The sequence below is a fragment of the Catalinimonas alkaloidigena genome (assembly GCF_900100765.1).
Classification (GTDB): Bacteria; Bacteroidota; Bacteroidia; order Cytophagales; family Flexibacteraceae; genus Mooreia; species Mooreia alkaloidigena.
This window is the reverse complement of record NZ_FNFO01000008.1, coordinates 106828-123052: the sequence shown is the minus strand read 5'-3', so window position 1 is coordinate 123052 and position 16225 is coordinate 106828. Positions and strand designations below refer to the sequence as shown.

The following is a 16225-nucleotide window of genomic DNA, read 5'->3' as shown; positions in this document are numbered from 1 at the left end:
GTGGCTTTTTTTGTGGCTTATTTTTTACCGCGAACCGCTTTTTCGAGCGAGTCCCACATCGGGGCCGGGATCTGATCCAGGTGATTGAACTCCCCGGCTCCGTAGAGCCACTCGCCCCCGTCGATGGTTACTACCTCGCCGTTAACGTACGACGCGTAATCCGAAACCAGATAAGCGGCTAGGTTAGCCAGTTCCTGATGATCGCCGTAGCGTCCCAGCGGAATGCGTTTCTTCAGGTCAATCTTCTCGTCTAGTTCTTTCGGCAGCAGACGACTCCACGCCCCTTCGGTCGGAAAGGGGCCGGGGGCAATGGCGTTGGAGCGAATGCCGTATTTGCCCCATTCGGCGGCCAGCGAGCGAGTCAGGGCCAACACGCCCGCCTTTGCGCAAGCCGACGGCGCTACGTAGCCCGAGCCTGTCCAGGCGTAGGTCGTCACGATGTTCAGAATGGAAGCCCGTTGCTGCTGCTGTATCCAGTGTTGGCCGCAGGTGAGCGTAAAGTTGTAAGTACCTTTCAGCACAATGTCGACGATAACATCGAAGCCCTTTGGTGAGAGCCGTTCCGTCGGGCTGATAAAGTTGCCGGCGGCGTTGTTGACCAGCACGTCCAGCTTCCCGAAGCGGTCGAGAATCGCCTTCAGGGTGTTTTCTACGTCCAGATGATTTCGGACGTCGCAAGCAAGTGGCAGGACCGTGCCTCCCGTGCTTTCTTCCAGTTCGCGGGCGGTTTGCTCCAGCACATCGAGCTTTCGGCTGGCGATGACCAGCGTGGCCCCCAGCTCCAGAAAATACTTGCCCATCGAGCGGCCCAGGCCCGTACCGCCACCGGTAACCAGAATGGTTTTGCCACGCAAAGCCCCCTCTTTTAGCATTGGTTCATTGTACATCATCAGGTTGTTTTGTTATATCTTGCACCAAGGTAAAGAATGCCGATTGGTTTCGAAGTGATTGATATCGGCCAATTTACGCTACGCTTGTTCACAAAACTCAACGCCTCATGTCCACCTTTACTCGATCGCTGACCACCCTGCTGCTGGCGGTGGCGCTATTGTCCAGTTGTGTTACCCGGAAACGTTACGACGACCTGACTGCCGAAAAAACGCAGTTGGAATCAGGGCTGGAAGCCTGCGAAACGCGCTTGGCGCAGTTGGAAGAAGAAATGCAGCAACGCAACCGGGCCTATAGTTCGCTTCAGGAGAACAACCGCCGCTTGGCTGAAGATTCAGCGCGTTTGAACCAATCGTATGTGAAGCAAAAGACGCTCTACGACGAGCTAAACAATACGTACGAAGAGTTGATTCGCAACCACAACCGCCTGTTGTCCAACAGCACGGCCGAAGCCAACAAGCTAAGCGGAACGCTGGCCGAACGCGAGCAGGCCCTGATTGCCACGGAGCAACGCTTGCAGGAGAGCCGCCGCGAAATCGACGAGCTGAGTAATAACCTGAAGGCCCGCGAAGAACGGGTGAAGGAACTGGAGAAGGTGCTGGCCGACAAGGAGGCTGCCGTGAACGATCTGCGGACGCGCGTCAGCAACGCTCTCCTCAATTTTACGGAGAAAGACCTGACGGTCGACATCCGCAACGGGAAGGTGTATGTTTCGCTTTCAGAGCAATTGCTTTTTAAGTCAGGTAGTTACGCGGTAGACCGCAAAGGGGTAGACGCCCTGAAAAAGCTGGCACCCATCCTGCGAGAGCAGAGCGACGTGAGCATTATGGTGGAAGGTCATACCGACGATGTGCCGATCAAAACCCAGTGCATTGCCGATAACTGGGACCTGAGCGCCCTGCGGGCCACTTCGATCGTGCGGCTGCTGAACGAAGACGGTGTGGACGGTGCACGGCTGATCGCAGCCGGGCGCGGAGAGTTTGTGCCGATCGCCGAAGGCAAAACTGCTACAGCCCGCCAGCAGAATCGTCGGACTGAAATCATCCTGACGCCAAAGCTGGACGAGCTTCTGCAAATCCTGGAGAACTAGTTTGATTCGGCCTTTAACAAAAATCCCTGGCGCTCGTCACCGAGTGTCAGGGATTTTTGTATTTGTGTGGGCGGGTTTACATTTAGCCAATGGCTTGCTTTAGGTCTTCCACCAGATCTTCGACATCTTCCACACCGACCGAAAGGCGAATGAGAGAATCTTTCAGGCCGTTTTTCTCGCGTTCCTCTTTGGGAATGCTGGCGTGGGTCATGCTGGCGGGGTGAGTACAAATGGATTCGACCCCTCCGAGCGATTCGGCCAGGGTGAACAACTCGATACTTTCCATCACACGCTTGGCTTCTTCCAGATCATCGTTCTTCAGGACAAACGAAACCATGCCTCCAAAGTCGCGCATCTGCTTTTTGGCAATGGCGTGACCCGGATGGTCCTCCAGACCGGGCCAGTAAACCTGCCCTACTTTCGGGTGGCTACGCAGATACTCGGCAATGACGCGGGCGTTTTCGCAGTGGCGTTGCATGCGGAGGTGCAGGGTTTTGATGCCCCGCAGCAACAGGAAACAATCCTGTGGGCCGGGCGTTGCCCCAACGGAGTTTTGCAGAAAGGCGATGCGCTCTGCCAGCTTTTCGTCGTTGACCACAAGCGAGCCCATCACCACGTCTGAGTGACCAGCCATGTACTTGGTCAACGAGTGCATCACAATGTCCACACCTAAGTCAAGCGGCGTTTGCAGGTAAGGCGTCGCGAACGTATTGTCGACGGCTACCATCACGTTGCGCTCTTTGGCGATCGCCACCGCACCGGCGATGTCAATGACTTTCAGCAGCGGATTGGTGGGCGTTTCCAGCCAGAGAAGGCGCGTCTGGTCGGTAATGGCGGCCCGGATGTTCTCTAGGTCGTGCATGTTGACGAACTTGAAACGAATTCCGTACGCTTCGTATACTTTGGTAAAGAGTCGGTACGTCCCGCCGTACAAGTCGTTGGTTGCCACCACCTCGTCGCCGGGCTTCAGGAGTTTGACGACCGTATCGGTAGCGGCCATGCCCGTCGCAAAGCAGAAGGCAAACTTTCCGTTTTCCAGGGCTGCAATGTTGCGTTGCGCTACAGTGCGGGTAGGGTTATGCGTACGCGAATATTCGTAACCTTTGTGGCGACCCGGTGAGGTTTGGGCGTAGGTAGACGTTTGAAAAATGGGCGTCATTACCGCTCCGGTTGAGGGATCGGGCTCGACGCCGGCGTGAATAGCTTTGGTTCCGAATTTCATAAATCTGAGTTCGTTAGGAGCTGTAAATTAAACAAAACCTCCTGAGGCATTGGTCTTTTCGGAAAGCGTGGCCCATAGCTTCCTGTTTCTATGCACCGTATCTTTTCCTTTCTGCGTACCAACCGTGCTGCCTTTTACTGGATGCTCTGGCTCAGCGTGGCTCCGCTGTTGGTCAGCAGCGTGTTGGTCGTAGGAGCCATTCAATACGAAACACAGGTGGCCGATTTTTCGACCTGGACCTGGAGCGGTGTATTCGCGGCGTTTGCGTTGAGCATGGCGCTGGGCGTCACCCCCACCACCTTTATCGCTCTGTTGACAGGCTATTTCCTGGGATTTCAGGCGTTGCTGGGGAGCGTACCGGCCTATACGATTGCTGCCTGGTTGGGATACCTCGTTGCCCGGCAGTTGGACGGCGGCACCTTCCTGCAAAGTTTACATCAGTTCGAGAAGGTCCAACGAACGCTACAGATGTTACGTGCCGACAATGCACAGGTCGTCGTGCTGGCGCGGTTGTCGCCGGTACTGCCCTTTGCGGTGATGAATGTTCTGTTCGCGATGCTCCGCATGCGACTACGAACCGTTCTTCTGGCAGGTACTGTCGGGATGCTGCCCCGGACTGTGTTGATGACTGCCATCGGCCAACAGGCATTTCAATTGCGCAATGTGCTGGAAGAGGGGGGGGGCGTGACCGAACGCGTGGTCGTCGTGGCGCTGGTGCTGTTTTCGCTGGTGGGGCTGACCTTTTACATCCGGCGCGCCATGAAAAAAGCCACGTCGGCAGAACGCTAACGTGGCTAAAAAATGACAGGCTAGAGTCAAAAAAATCAGTCGTCTGCGTTCATAACATGCAACCGCGACTGCAAAGCCAGGGTGAGCGCGTGGATGTTCAATTTCATCTTCGCGGCTTTTTCCCCTTTGTATTTCTCATCAATGGCCTTATAAAAAAGCTGAATCCAACGCTGAAACTGGGTTTCGGTTAACCCGAGCATCATCATATGCTTCGGGAAAGGACGTCCTTCCGAACGGCTTTCTTCTTTTCTACCCAACAGAAGCGACGACCAATAGCTGTACATTTGAGGCAAGTTCGACTTCCAGTCTACGTACTGGAAATAACGAGAGATCATCTCATCCCGACGTAATCTTTCGCAGAAGGAATCGATTACGTTCCGAACATCTTGGCTTGTACTTAGATCTGCTGTCATGGCTATTGGATTTAAAAATTGAATATTCGTTTATGCAAATAATCTAATCGTCTTAGCAAATATAGTGATCAAATCTGATCTTCCTTACATCTGTTCTGAAAAAAAATTAAACAACATACAAGCGAATGAATGAGAGTTTTGTTAATACGTAAGAACTGATGCGTTAGAATAGCTTAATTTAAGCATAATATTGTATTTTATTAATGAGGATTTGGCCGCTTAAAGTTTTAACTCGTTCGACGTTTCGTCCAAGGCGGTGGAATCTTTTACAGATCATCTTAGTTAAGACCATACTTTATTCTCCTGATTTGTAAGGCTCAGCCGCGACCATGCAAACCCCTTCTTCTACATTACCCGACATCCGTAAGGCCGACGACCACGCCTTGCAACAATTTTTGACTTCGGTAGGCGAAAAACCGTTCCGTGCCAAGCAGATTCAGCAATGGCTATGGCAAAAGTCGGCGCATAGCTTCGACGAGATGTCCAACCTTTCGCGTGCGTTGCGCGAGCAACTGGAGGCCCATTATGCCCTGCGTCCTGTCCGGGTCGACAGCCAACAACAGAGTGGCGATGGAACGGTCAAATCAGCCTTTCGGCTGTGGGATAGTCATTTGGTGGAAGGAGTGCTGATTCCGACCGATACCCGCATGACGGCTTGTATTTCGTCGCAGGTAGGTTGTTCGTTAACGTGCAAGTTTTGTGCGACGGGTTACATGGAACGCAAGCGAAACCTGGATGCCGCGGAGATTTACGACCAGGTTGTGCTGATCCGCCAACAAGCGGAAACGTTCTATCAGAAACCGCTCACCAACATCGTGTACATGGGAATGGGCGAACCGTTGCTGAATTACGCAAACGTGCTGCAGTCGATCGACTACCTCACCTCGCCATCGGGTCTGAACATGGCTTCGCACCGCATTACGGTCTCTACTGCCGGCATTGCCAAGATGATTCGCAAACTGGGCGACGATCAGGTCAAATTTAACCTGGCCCTTTCGCTGCATGCCGCCAACGATCAGAAGCGCAATCAGATTATGCCCATTAATGAGAGCAACTCGTTGGTAGCGTTGCGCGATGCGCTGAAGTACTTTTACAATAAAACAAAAAATCCGGTTACATTCGAATACATCGTCTTTTATAATTTCAACGATACCTTAAAAGACGCCGAAGAACTGTACCGGTTCACGCGCCACTTCCCCTGCAAAGTCAACATCATCGAATACAACCCTATCGCCGAAGCCAGCTTTGTCAATACCGGCGAAGACCGGCTCAATAGTTTCCGGGATTACCTGGCGAAGCGTGGCGTCACGGTCAACGTGCGGCGCAGCCGGGGCAAAGACATTGATGCGGCGTGCGGTCAACTGGCGATCAAGGAACGGCAGGGCGCGTGAATTACCTATCGCACTATTATCTTGACCGTACGTACCACGATCCTTATTATACGCTAGGACTGGTGTTGCCCGATCTGGTGCGCGCACAGCGCGTGTTGCGCATTCCGGCTGCGCTCCCCTCGTTGCCCGACACAGCCTACTGGACGCCGGTGCGGGAAGGCATTCTGCGCCACGTCGAAGTCGATCGGGTGTTTCATACGTTGCCTTGGTTTCAAACGCGTGTGCGGGAACTGACCGACTGGTTGCGTGCGCAGCCAGTGCCGTTGTTGCAGAAATACGACTACTTTCTGGCCCATGTCGCGGTTGAAATCCTGCTCGACCGGCAACTTCTGCAGAAAGAGCCTGCGTTGGCCGACCAATTTTATGCACAACTGGATCGTGTTACGCTCGAAGGTGTCGTGAAGATTTTCGAGTGGTTGTCGTGGGAAGCCCATGCTACCACGTTTTACAGATTTCTGGAGCAGTTCAGGGCTGCGCAATTTTTGAAACGCTATCAGCAGCAGGCGGGTGTGGTACAATCGCTGGCAGGCGTTTACCGGCGCGTGACGGGCAAACCGCTGGACGAGAATCACGTAATATTGCAAAAATTTGTGGCTGAGGCAGTTCGACGTCTTCAGGAAGACACGGAGGGCTGGGACGCCCTACACGATTCGCTGGCGCGGAAAGCGATTTAACACAGAGTTAACACATCGGTGATAAAGATGGCTACCTTTGCCGTACAAATTGGGAGAACGAACCCGCACTGCTGTTCGTCGCCTACCCGGTAAGCAAGCGCCTCAATTGCGTGTTGCGTTTTTTATGGAGATTACAACACTTGTGATGTACGTCGGCTTTTTGCTTTCTGCCTATTCGGTGGTAGGAAACGACGTTATTCAAACCCTCGGAACCTTCTTAAGTTCAAACGAAAAGCGCCCCTGGTACATTTTATGGGCCTATGCTGCCGTTATTCTCACGGTGGTGGTCTGCTGGGGATGGTACGCCTACGGCGGCGATGTTTCGTACGGACGTCTTTCTAAAATCGATTTGCCCACCACACTGGAATGGTGGTACATCCTGCCGCCGCTGGTGCTGATGCTGCTCACCCGCTTCGGGTTTCCGGTCAGTACTACTTTCCTGATTCTGAGCGTGTTCTCGCCCGGGGCGCTGGGCGATATGGTCATCAAATCGTTGTTGGGCTATCTGGTCGCTTTTGTGGCGTCGATCGGCGTGTACCTGAGCATTTCCCGCACCATCGAGCGGCACTTTATCGATACCCACTTTGCGGGAGAAGACCGCCGCTGGATGGCCGCCCAATGGATCTCAACCGGATTTCTGTGGTCGCAGTGGCTGATTCAGGACATGGCCAACATTTACGTGTACCTACCGCGCGACCTGAGCTTTTCCCAGCTTTGTTTTTCGCTGGTGGCACTGCTGGCCTTGCTGGCGCTGATTTTCTACATGCGTGGGGGCGTCATTCAGCGAATCGTTAAAAGCAAAACCAATACCGACGACGTACGCTCGGCCACGTTGATCGACTTTATCTACGGGTTCATTCTGTTGATTTTCAAGGAGTGGAGCGCCATTCCGATGAGTACCACCTGGGTATTTGTGGGACTGCTGGCCGGCCGCGAATTCGCCATTGCGTGGCGGTTGCGCGAGCGCAACATCAATCCGGTAGCACGCCTGGCGGGTAGCGATCTGGCCAAAGTAGTGACCGGCCTGGTGGTGAGCGTCATTATGGTGTTTCTGATTCGCTTCGTCGGGGGCAACATTTCCCTGCCTTCCTCTACACCCGAAGCCACCCGCCTCGAAACTCCCGCTCCGGCTGAGGCTTCGACCGCGCCTAATCCCTAATCGGTCTTTCCCCGTACAGCAAGGGGAGTACGGCCCGGCGACGTAACGGTTTCCGGGCAGTTGCTGCTTTTGCCAGCGCAGCACAATCGCACGCTGGGCCGGTAATTTTTCAGGAATAGGCTCTAAAATAATACGTTAGGCGACTTCTTGGGCAACTCGTGCTTACCTTTGAGTGACGCAGCACTGCGTCGGTGAAACACATTGTTCCTTTATCCCCTCACCTTCTATGTCAGACAAAGTAAAAATAGTTGTTGCCAACGGCGATGGAATCGGACCGGAAATTATGGACGCCACCTTGCGCATACTGGATGCAGCGGGTGCTCCTCTGGACATTGCTACCATTGAAATAGGTGAAAAAGTATATAAGCAGGGCGTAAGTGCGGGCATTCAGGCCGACGCCTGGGACCTGCTGCGCGACCGGAAAGTATTTTTAAAAGCACCGATCACCACACCGCAGGGCGGCGGCTACAAAAGCCTGAACGTCACGACGCGTAAAACTTTGGGGTTGTACGCAAACGTACGTCCCTGTCAGTCGTTTCACCCCTACATCGTGACGCGCCACCCTTCCATGAATCTGGTGATCATCCGGGAGAACGAAGAGGACCTTTACGCCGGCATCGAGCACCAGCAGACCGCCGAGGTAGTGCAGTGCCTGAAGCTGATCAGCCGACCGGGGTGTGAGAAGATTGTCCGTTACGCCTTCGAGTACGCCCGCGCCTACGGCCGCAAGAAAGTGACGTGCATGACGAAGGACAACATCATGAAGATGAGCGACGGGTTGTTCCACCGCGTGTTTGACGAGATTGGGAAGGAATACCCGGACATTAATCAGGAACACTGGATCATCGACATCGGGTCGGCCCTGATCGCCGATACGCCCGAGCGTTTCGACGTGATCGTAACGCTGAACCTCTACGGCGACATCATTTCGGACATCGCCGCACAAGTGGCGGGCTCGGTCGGCCTGGGGGGCTCGGCCAACATTGGTGACCAGTGTGCCATGTTTGAGGCCATTCACGGCTCAGCTCCTACCATTGCGGGACAAAACATCGCCAACCCTTCTGGCCTGCTGAACGCCGCCATCATGATGCTGGTGCACGTCAACCTGCCCGAAGTAGCGGCCAAGATCAACAACGCGTGGCTTTGTACCTTGGAAGACGGGATTCATACCGCCGATATTTTCAAGATGCACGTCAGCGAAAAGAAAGTCGGGACGCGCGAATTTGCCGATGCCGTGATCGAGCGGATGGGCAAGCTGCCGAAACATTTTGCGCCGGTCAGTTACTCGGATGCGCCCAAAGCACGTGTGACAGAGAAACAGACGGTGCACCAGACCAAGGCCAAAGAATTGATCGGCATCGACTTGTTCCTGGATTGGAGTAATGGGGCGGCGCAGGAGTTGGGCGATCGGTTGGCACAGGTACCGCAAGACGGGTTGAAGCTGCTGACCATTACGAACCGCGGCGTAAAAGCCTGGCCGGACGACATTCCCGGCAAATCGTTCACGGACCATTGGTGCTGCCGTTTTACGCGCAAGGACGAGAGTGCGGCAGTCACCAAAGCGCAACTGATGCAACTGATGCAGGAAGTGACCGACGCGGGCTACGACATCGTGAAGACCGAAAATCTGTACTATTTCGATGGGGTTCGGGGCTACTCGCTCGGGCAAGGAGAATAACCAGAGCGCTCAATCGCTTTAGAATCAGGCGCGGGAGGTTTACTCTCGCGCTTTTTTATTTTACGTCGACCTGAACGACGGTCGGATCACCCAAAAAGTGCGCGAGCAGTTTCCGAAATACCTGAACCCCTTGCTTCAGCGACGTCGTCGCGATACGCTCATTGGGTCCGTGGATGCTGGCAATCAATTCTTCGGTCATCAACGCCGGTACAATTCCGTAGGTAGGAATGCTTTTGTCGCGGTAGTAATTGTTGTCGGTGGTAGCAGGAAACAGAATGGGCATCACCGCCGCATCGGGATAAACCTCCTGAATGGCCGCGCTCGTGGCCTCATAAAACTCGTCGAGGGGCGTCGGCGGGGCTTCGGGGCTCTGGTCGACGATGGTTACCTTGAAGCGGGGCTCAAACAACCCGGAGCGGATTTCACGAATGAATTTCTTACGGTTGGTGCCGGGCAACAAGCGGCAATCGAGGTAAGCAGTCACCTTGCTGGAAATCTGATTGATCGGTCCCGGCGGATTAGAAATGTTGGTCAGAATGGCTGTATTGGTCACTAGGGCGCGCAACAGCGGTTGTTCTTCGAAGTACTTCCGCACAAATGGCCGGAAAATGCGCCAGTTGATGTGCTTCAGCACGTAGCCTTTCACGCCCCCTTCTAACTCGCCCAACTCACGGAACATCCGTTTGTTGACCAGGGTAAACTCATAAGGCGTTTTTACATTATTCAGTCGGTACAAGGCCCGCAACATCGCGCGGTTGGCGTACTGGCGCGGCGGCGCAGCACCGTGACTGTAGGAGGGATACGACAAGTCCAGCTTCAGCCATAGATTGCTTTTTTCGGCCACCGAAATGCCAAATACCGGAATTTCCGGATGCGATGGGACGACGTCTTGCACGCCAGACCCACCTTCTCCGAATACAACCGCAGGATGCAGGGCTTCCAGGTAGCGATCGACGATGATGGCGCTTCCGTTCATCCCTCCGACTTCTTCGCCCGAAACGGCCAGCATGGTGACGTTATAGGGCAGGGGCAGGCGACGCGACAGAGGAATAAAATCCAGCATGGCGAACAAGTGCATGGTACCCAAGCCTTTGCAATCGAGCGCGCCACGTCCCCAGACCGAATCCTGCACGTAGGCCCCGGCAAAAGGAGGGCGTTCCCAGGCCAGGGTGTCGGCTGCAGAGACCACATCCATATGGTGCATCAGCACGATGTTGGGGCGCGGATCGGACAGCGGATACAGCGAAGCCGCAAAGTTATAGCTGGAATCCTGGTCGGTAAACACCGTGACCTGCAAGCCCTGCGCTTCGCACCAGGAGGATAAGAAACGGCCGGCACCTGCTTCCTGGCCCGTTACCGAAGGCTGCTGGATGTACTGGCTCAGCAGTTCAGCCGGTGTATTGGCCGGGGGGGCGGGGGGCTGATGGGTGATCTGTGCTGAAACTCCTCCGAGGATTCCACTCATGATCCAAACACAACACAACACTCGGAGCATAGTTATCTCGAACGTTTACAATCCTAAAAAAACTGAGTTGACACAGATTGGCAAAAGATACGCAAATCGCGAGCGTATCACAAAGGCGCTTCTCTACCGGCGAGTAATCTGTGTTATCTCAGTGATTATCAGGCACGTTCCTGTAACTTTTGCAACACAGAGCTTACATCCGAGTCGGCCTCCGGAATACGTAGATCTGCCTGAGCATAATACGAGATTCGGCGGGTATAAAGTTCTTCCAATTTTGCTTTAAGATCCTCTTGGGCCAGCAAGGGCCGCACGGCGCGCTCGGCAGCTTCCATCCGCGCGAGGATGGTGGACAACGAGGTGTCCAGAAAGAGACTGATGCCCTGGGCGTGGATCACCGCCAGGTTGTCGTGGAAACAGGGCGTACCGCCGCCGGTGGCAACAATAGTGTGCGGTTGAGCAGCTACTTTCCGCAGCGTCCGGGCTTCGATCTCCCGAAAAATAACTTCACCGTCCTGCGCAAAAATATCCCGGATGGTGCGCCCTTCGTCTGCTTCTATCTGCGCATCCAGGTCTACAAACGTGTAGTCCAGCGCGGCGGCCAGGGCACGGCCCAGGGTAGATTTGCCACATCCTGGCATGCCGATCAGAAAAATCGTCTCTGTCACAGTTGCGCCGTCAGTTCGTCAGGTGAAGGGATGGTATGGTAGTGCCACTTGCCCCGCACCACGCCGTCTTCCAGTAACATCAGCCCTGGGTTCGAGCGGATCATGGCTTTCAGAACGGTGGCGTCGGCAAAGTAATAGGGGAGGGCCAGCTGCACCTCGTGTCGGAAAATTTCGAACGCTTCGGGATTGACCGACGTGATCACCATCGGCTTGACGTCGGCCGGCAGACCGCCGACCAACTGGTTGATTTTGGTGTAACTCTCGACATCCGTATGTTCCAGATTCTGAACGACAATAAGCAGCTTTTTGCCCTGAAAGGTTTCCTGGGTAAAATCGCCCTGATCGTTCCAGACCTGGTAGTCCGTGATTTTCGGCAGAGCCTCCGGATTGATCAAGATCATGTCCTTGTACTTGTAAGTGGTGTCGGTCGGGTACTGATCGAACACTTCCTCTTTCCCGTTTTTCACCATCACGTACTGGTACTGCAACGGCGCGGAGCTTTCCATCAACTGCGGCAGGTTATTGCCGATCTTATACGGCCGGAAATCGATCGGCGGCAGGTAGTTGATGGCGTACAGAGCCAGCGCCAACGAAAGGACCGTGGCGCCGCCCACCACCACTTGTGCCGCGCGCGAGGGCAAGGCGGGCCGCAGGCGGTTGCGCTGTACAAACAACACGACGATCATGATTAGTAGCACGACATCTTTCGTGAACGACTCCCATGGATCAAGGGGAATGGCATCGCCGAAACAGCCGCAATCGGTCACTTTGTTGAAATAGGCCGAGTAGAACGTCAGGAACGTGAAGAAGCTGATGAGCAACAGCAGCGCCCACATGGTCAGGCGCATCCGGTACTGCAACAGCAGCGCCACGCCCAGAATCACCTCGGCCACGCACAGCACCACGGCCAGCGGCAGCGCCAGCGGAATCAGGTAGTGGAAAAACGAGGCAAAATCGGTCGAGAAAACTTCAAAGTACTCTTCGAGTTTGATCTGCGTCCCAACCGGATCGTTCAGTTTGACGAGTCCGGAAAAAATGAAGAGCACGCCGGTCGCAAACCGGAAAAGCTGGTTAATCAACGACATGGGTTTTCAGAAAATCGGATTTGATCAGAGCAAATACGGCGTAGTTGATCATGTCGCGGTAGTTGGCTTCCACACCCTCCGACACCAGTGTCTGGCCAGCGTTGTCTTCGATCTGGCGCGTCCGATGCAACTTCATCAGGATGATGTCGGTAATGGAAGAGACCCGCATTTCGCGCCAGGCTTCCCCATAATCGTGGTTTTTGTTACGAAGTAGCTCCAGGTTCCGCTCCACGTGCCGGTCGTACAACACCGCTAACTGATCGAATCCCAGTTCGGGTTCCGCATCGGCGGGCAATTCCTGCTGCATCAGGGCAATCAGGCAGTAGTTGATGATGCCGACAAACTCCAGCGCCACGGCATCTTCTACCCGTTGCTGTCCCTTCTCCTGAATCGAGCGGATGCGCCGGGCTTTGATGTAAATCTGATCCGTAATGGAAGAGAGGCGTAACACTCGCCAAGCGGTGCCGTAGTCGCGCGTTTTCTTTTCAAACAGGTCGCGGCAATAGCGAATCACCTGCCGGTATTCTTGTTCAGTTTGTGTTTCCAAAAGACGTTCCTATGTGGACAGTAGGCCGATGCCGATGCGTGGCATCAGGAGGAGGTAAAGTCAGAAAACAAAAGTAATAAAAACCCGAAAACTACTAGAATAAAGCGGTGAGTTCCATTAATTTAGCGTGTTGTCAGCCAGCATACATGGACAACCTGCTTTTCACGCCTCCGCGCACGTTACGCATCCACGACCGCCTCCTCGATCTGTCGACTCCCCGCGTCATGGGTATCCTGAACGTCACGCAGGACTCGTTCTACGACCAAAGCCGGTATCCTACCGTTACGTTAGCCTTGCAAAAGGCCGAACAAATGCTGCAGCAGGGCGCGACCTTTCTGGACGTGGGCGGGTATTCGTCGCGCCCCGGCGCGGACGACATTCCGGTAGACGAAGAACTGCGGCGGGTGGTGCCGGTGATTGAAGCCCTCGCCCAACGTTTTCCCGAAGCGGTCCTCTCGGTCGATACGTTTCGCGCCGCTGTTGCCGAGCGTGCCGTAGAAGCGGGCGCGGCGCTGGTCAACGACATTTCGGGGGGCGAACTCGATCCCGATATGTTCGCGACGGTAGGGCGGTTGCAAATGCCGTATATTTTGATGCACATGCGCGGCACGCCCCAAACCATGACGACGCTGAATCAGTACGAAGACCTCGTCCAGGAACTGGTTGATTTCTTTCAGGAAAAGGTGTATTTTCTACGGAAGCATCTCGTCAAAGACATCATTCTCGACCCGGGATTCGGCTTTGCCAAAAACCGGACACAGAACTTTGCGTTACTAGCAGAGTTAGACACATTAAAAATGTTAGAATTGCCCCTGCTGGTGGGGCTTTCGCGTAAGTCGCTGATCTGGCGCACGTTAGGGATCAAACCCGAAGAAGCGCTGAACGGCACCACCGTACTGCACACCCTGGCGCTGCAGAAAGGCGCAAATATCCTGCGGGTGCACGACGTTAAAGAGGCAATGGAAGTGATTCAATTAGTAAACTGTTTACCCCACTGATGTTACTTTTTCCGATTGGTTTCCTGGAGGTAACATTCGTCGACGTCGCAGAAATCCTGCTGGTCGGCTACCTGCTGTATCAGTTGTACAAGCTGATGCGGGGGAGTGTGGCCATCCGGATTTTCATCGGGATCATTTCCATCTACCTGCTCTACCTCATCGTAAAGGCGACGGGCATGGAGCTGCTGACCGGCATTCTGGGGCAGTTTATCGACGTGGGCGTGATTGCCGCCATCGTGGTGTTCCAGCAGGAAATCCGGAAGTTTCTGATGGTGATCGGGAAGAGTACGTTTTTCAACAACGACTTTTTCCTGCGGAGTTTGTTGCGGCGCAACGCCAACCTGACCAACCTGAACCTGCAGCCGGTGCTGGAAGCGGCCAAAGCCATGTCGGGCACCAACACGGGCGGCCTGATCGTCTTCGCCAAAAGCTCGGAGTTGAAGTTCTACGCCGAATCGGGCGATATCCTCGACGCCAAGCTTTCCAAGCGTCTGTTGCTGAGCATCTTCTACAAAAACAGCCCGCTTCACGACGGGGCCGTCATCATCTACAACAACCAGGTCAAAGCAGCGCGCTGCATTCTGCCGGTTACCGAGAACACCGAAGTGCCGGCGAGCCTGGGGTTGCGCCACCGTGCTGCCCTCGGCATGTCGGAAGCAACCGACAGTGTGGTGTTGATCATTTCGGAAGAAACTGGACAGATGTCGCTGGCGTTCAACGGTCGTCTGGAACACAACCTGTCGATCACCGAGCTGCGCGACAAAATCAACCACTATCTGAACGAAGATGTGGACGAAGAAGAAGTCGTGCCGGAAACCACTCCCGAAGAAGACTCGCCCATTCTGCATACTCCGGCCTAGGGCACGGGCCTTTTCTTAATCTTCTTCCGGCCAGTAAATCAGGAAGCTCAGTGCTGCTTCCTGCAACATCTCCTGCGCCAGGTCCTGCAATTGCGCGGACGTCACCTGACGAATGCGCTCGAAAATGGAGTTGAGGCTTTCCACCCGGTTCAGGTCCAGCAGGCTTTTGCCCAGCAACAGCATCAGGCTGGCGTTGTTTTCTTCTGCCATCGCGAGTTGCCCCATCAGTTGTTCTTTCAGGTTGTGCAACTGCATCGACCCCAGGGGTTGTTCACGCACCTTTTTGAGCTCTTTCTTCACCAGCGCAATGCTGCGCTTCAACTGCCGCTTTTCCGTCCCGAAGTAAATGCTGAACAGCCCGGTATCGATGTAGGGCGTATAATTGGCCTCGACTGAATAGACGTAGCCGTGGCGTTCGCGGAGCGCCAAGTTCAGGCGTGAGTTCATGGCAGGGCCACCCAACAGGTTGGTCAGCATAAAGAAGGGCAACCGTCGCTCGTCGCTGAGGGCAAATGCCGGACGCCCGATGGCGCAATGGGCCTGTGTAATGGGGCGCTCGGTCTGCTGATACTGAGGCGTATACTGCAGGAACGGCATCCGTTGCCGGGGAGCCGACCGGGCAGGCAGGTCGCGCAGAAGCTTTTCCATGTACCGCAACACTTCCGCAAACGGGCGCGACGAAACCGACGCAAAAATCAGCTCTTGCGTGTCCATGTTCTCGTCTAGAAACCGCCGGAAATCTTGCCGTTGAAATCCCCGGACGCTTTCGGCCGTCCCCAGAATGTTGACGCCGAGCGGATGGTTGGCAAATACCACCTCGTCAAATTCGTCCTGGATTGAGTCTTCGGGCGTGTCGAGGTACATCGACATCTCTTCCAGAATCACGCCGCGCTCCTTTTCAATCTCCCGCTCGGGAAACACCGAGTCGAACGTGATGTCGGTCAGCAGCTCGGCCGCTTTCTCGAAGTGCCGGTCCAGCAACGATGCGTAAAAACAAATTTTTTCTTTGGTAGTATAGGCATTCAGTTCGCCCCCCACGGTCTCCAGGCGGTTCAGGATGTGAAACGCTTTGCGGCGGTGGGTACCCTTAAACGCCATGTGCTCCCAGAAGTGCGCAATGCCCCGCTGGTCTTCCTTCTCGTCGCGGCTCCCGATGTTCAGCACAAAACCACAGTGGGCAATTTTGGTGTGGGGTACCTGCTTGTGTACCACCCGGATTCCGTTCGGAAACTGGTGGATTTCGTAATCTCGCTCTTCCATAAAAGGCCGCAAAAATACGTAGCATTCCCGAGAGTTTATCC

The 16225-nt window shown here is 54.5% G+C and carries 16 protein-coding genes; 8 read left to right on the top strand and 8 right to left on the bottom strand.

What is annotated here, in order from left to right:
* Positions 1-17: 17 nt before the first annotated feature.
* The gene (locus BLR44_RS18950; protein WP_089684949.1) at positions 18-890 is read right to left on the bottom strand and encodes an SDR family oxidoreductase; all 873 of its coding nucleotides are present in this window, start codon (positions 888-890) and stop codon (positions 18-20) included.
* A 107-nt stretch (positions 891-997) separates the two neighbouring features.
* On the opposite strand from BLR44_RS18950, the gene BLR44_RS18945 reads away from it, so the two are divergent.
* Positions 998-1978 carry an OmpA family protein gene (locus BLR44_RS18945; protein WP_089684947.1) on the top strand — a complete coding sequence of 327 codons (981 nt, stop codon included), beginning with the start codon at positions 998-1000 and terminating at the stop codon, positions 1976-1978.
* Positions 1979-2060: 82 nt separating this feature from the next.
* Here BLR44_RS18945 and BLR44_RS18940 read toward each other — a convergent pair whose 3' ends face one another.
* On the bottom strand, positions 2061-3200 hold the full coding sequence (locus BLR44_RS18940) for a cystathionine gamma-synthase (protein ID WP_089684945.1): 1140 nt from the start codon (positions 3198-3200) through the stop codon (positions 2061-2063).
* A 90-nt stretch (positions 3201-3290) separates the two neighbouring features.
* On the opposite strand from BLR44_RS18940, the gene BLR44_RS18935 reads away from it, so the two are divergent.
* A complete protein-coding gene (locus tag BLR44_RS18935; protein ID WP_089684943.1) occupies positions 3291-3989 on the top strand; it encodes a TVP38/TMEM64 family protein in 699 nt (232 codons plus the stop codon).
* Between the two features lie 35 nt (positions 3990-4024).
* On the opposite strand, the gene BLR44_RS18930 is transcribed toward BLR44_RS18935, so the two are convergent.
* Positions 4025-4402, bottom strand: coding sequence for a group III truncated hemoglobin (locus BLR44_RS18930; protein ID WP_089684941.1), 378 nt, complete (start codon positions 4400-4402; stop codon positions 4025-4027).
* A gap of 329 nt (positions 4403-4731) precedes the next feature.
* Between BLR44_RS18930 and rlmN the strand changes: the two genes are divergently transcribed.
* The 4 genes from rlmN to BLR44_RS18910 all read left to right on the top strand — a co-directional run bounded on the left by rlmN (position 4732) and on the right by BLR44_RS18910 (position 9304).
* Complete coding sequence (gene rlmN, locus BLR44_RS18925) at positions 4732-5793, top strand: dual-specificity RNA methyltransferase RlmN (protein WP_089684938.1); 1062 nt, start codon at positions 4732-4734, stop codon at positions 5791-5793.
* Positions 5790-6467 carry an ACP phosphodiesterase gene (locus BLR44_RS18920; RefSeq protein ID WP_089684936.1) on the top strand — a complete coding sequence of 226 codons (678 nt, stop codon included), beginning with the start codon at positions 5790-5792 and terminating at the stop codon, positions 6465-6467. The genes rlmN and BLR44_RS18920 overlap by 4 nt, the downstream gene beginning before the upstream one ends.
* A gap of 124 nt (positions 6468-6591) precedes the next feature.
* Complete coding sequence (locus BLR44_RS18915) at positions 6592-7626, top strand: hypothetical protein (RefSeq protein WP_218127123.1); 1035 nt, start codon at positions 6592-6594, stop codon at positions 7624-7626.
* A gap of 226 nt (positions 7627-7852) precedes the next feature.
* Positions 7853-9304: an NADP-dependent isocitrate dehydrogenase gene (locus BLR44_RS18910; protein ID WP_089684934.1), complete on the top strand. Its 1452-nt coding sequence runs from the start codon at positions 7853-7855 to the stop codon at positions 9302-9304.
* A 55-nt stretch (positions 9305-9359) separates the two neighbouring features.
* On the opposite strand, the gene BLR44_RS18905 is transcribed toward BLR44_RS18910, so the two are convergent.
* The 4 genes from BLR44_RS18905 to BLR44_RS18890 all read right to left on the bottom strand — a co-directional run bounded on the left by BLR44_RS18905 (position 9360) and on the right by BLR44_RS18890 (position 13066).
* Positions 9360-10769 (bottom strand): M20 family metallopeptidase, encoded by a 1410-nt coding sequence (locus BLR44_RS18905; RefSeq protein WP_176956118.1) that lies wholly within the window; start codon positions 10767-10769, stop codon positions 9360-9362.
* Between the two features lie 158 nt (positions 10770-10927).
* Positions 10928-11434 carry a shikimate kinase gene (locus BLR44_RS18900; RefSeq protein ID WP_245706112.1) on the bottom strand — a complete coding sequence of 169 codons (507 nt, stop codon included), beginning with the start codon at positions 11432-11434 and terminating at the stop codon, positions 10928-10930.
* Positions 11431-12519 carry a BT_3928 family protein gene (locus BLR44_RS18895; RefSeq protein WP_089684930.1) on the bottom strand — a complete coding sequence of 363 codons (1089 nt, stop codon included), beginning with the start codon at positions 12517-12519 and terminating at the stop codon, positions 11431-11433. The genes BLR44_RS18900 and BLR44_RS18895 overlap by 4 nt, the downstream gene beginning before the upstream one ends.
* On the bottom strand, positions 12506-13066 hold the full coding sequence (locus BLR44_RS18890) for a DUF1599 domain-containing protein (RefSeq protein ID WP_089684927.1): 561 nt from the start codon (positions 13064-13066) through the stop codon (positions 12506-12508). The genes BLR44_RS18895 and BLR44_RS18890 overlap by 14 nt, the downstream gene beginning before the upstream one ends.
* A gap of 146 nt (positions 13067-13212) precedes the next feature.
* Between BLR44_RS18890 and folP the strand changes: the two genes are divergently transcribed.
* Both folP and cdaA read left to right on the top strand, forming a co-directional pair.
* Positions 13213-14064: a dihydropteroate synthase gene (gene folP / locus BLR44_RS18885; RefSeq protein ID WP_089684925.1), complete on the top strand. Its 852-nt coding sequence runs from the start codon at positions 13213-13215 to the stop codon at positions 14062-14064.
* Positions 14061-14924: a diadenylate cyclase CdaA gene (gene cdaA, locus BLR44_RS18880; RefSeq protein WP_089684923.1), complete on the top strand. Its 864-nt coding sequence runs from the start codon at positions 14061-14063 to the stop codon at positions 14922-14924. Before folP ends, cdaA begins: the two co-directional genes overlap by 4 nt.
* A 15-nt stretch (positions 14925-14939) precedes the next feature.
* On the opposite strand, the gene BLR44_RS18875 is transcribed toward cdaA, so the two are convergent.
* Positions 14940-16184, bottom strand: a complete 1245-nt coding sequence (locus BLR44_RS18875) for a M16 family metallopeptidase (protein ID WP_089684921.1) — start codon at positions 16182-16184, stop codon at positions 14940-14942.
* Positions 16185-16225: the final 41 nt, after the last annotated feature.

Excerpts from the sequence above, each read along its gene's own strand:
- BLR44_RS18950 (WP_089684949.1), bottom strand. The coding sequence starts at position 890 with ATGATGTACAATGAACCAATGCTAAAAGAGGGGGCTTTGCGTGGCAAA.
- BLR44_RS18945 (WP_089684947.1), top strand. The coding sequence starts at position 998 with ATGTCCACCTTTACTCGATCGCTGACCACCCTGCTGCTGGCGGTGGCG.
- BLR44_RS18940 (WP_089684945.1), bottom strand. The coding sequence starts at position 3,200 with ATGAAATTCGGAACCAAAGCTATTCACGCCGGCGTCGAGCCCGATCCC.
- BLR44_RS18935 (WP_089684943.1), top strand. The coding sequence starts at position 3,291 with ATGCACCGTATCTTTTCCTTTCTGCGTACCAACCGTGCTGCCTTTTAC.
- BLR44_RS18930 (WP_089684941.1), bottom strand. The coding sequence starts at position 4,402 with ATGACAGCAGATCTAAGTACAAGCCAAGATGTTCGGAACGTAATCGAT.
- rlmN (WP_089684938.1), top strand. The coding sequence starts at position 4,732 with ATGCAAACCCCTTCTTCTACATTACCCGACATCCGTAAGGCCGACGAC.
- BLR44_RS18915 (WP_218127123.1), top strand. The coding sequence starts at position 6,592 with ATGGAGATTACAACACTTGTGATGTACGTCGGCTTTTTGCTTTCTGCC.
- BLR44_RS18910 (WP_089684934.1), top strand. The coding sequence starts at position 7,853 with ATGTCAGACAAAGTAAAAATAGTTGTTGCCAACGGCGATGGAATCGGA.
- BLR44_RS18905 (WP_176956118.1), bottom strand. The coding sequence starts at position 10,769 with ATGAGTGGAATCCTCGGAGGAGTTTCAGCACAGATCACCCATCAGCCC.
- BLR44_RS18895 (WP_089684930.1), bottom strand. The coding sequence starts at position 12,519 with ATGTCGTTGATTAACCAGCTTTTCCGGTTTGCGACCGGCGTGCTCTTC.
- folP (WP_089684925.1), top strand. The coding sequence starts at position 13,213 with ATGGACAACCTGCTTTTCACGCCTCCGCGCACGTTACGCATCCACGAC.
- BLR44_RS18875 (WP_089684921.1), bottom strand. The coding sequence starts at position 16,184 with ATGGAAGAGCGAGATTACGAAATCCACCAGTTTCCGAACGGAATCCGG.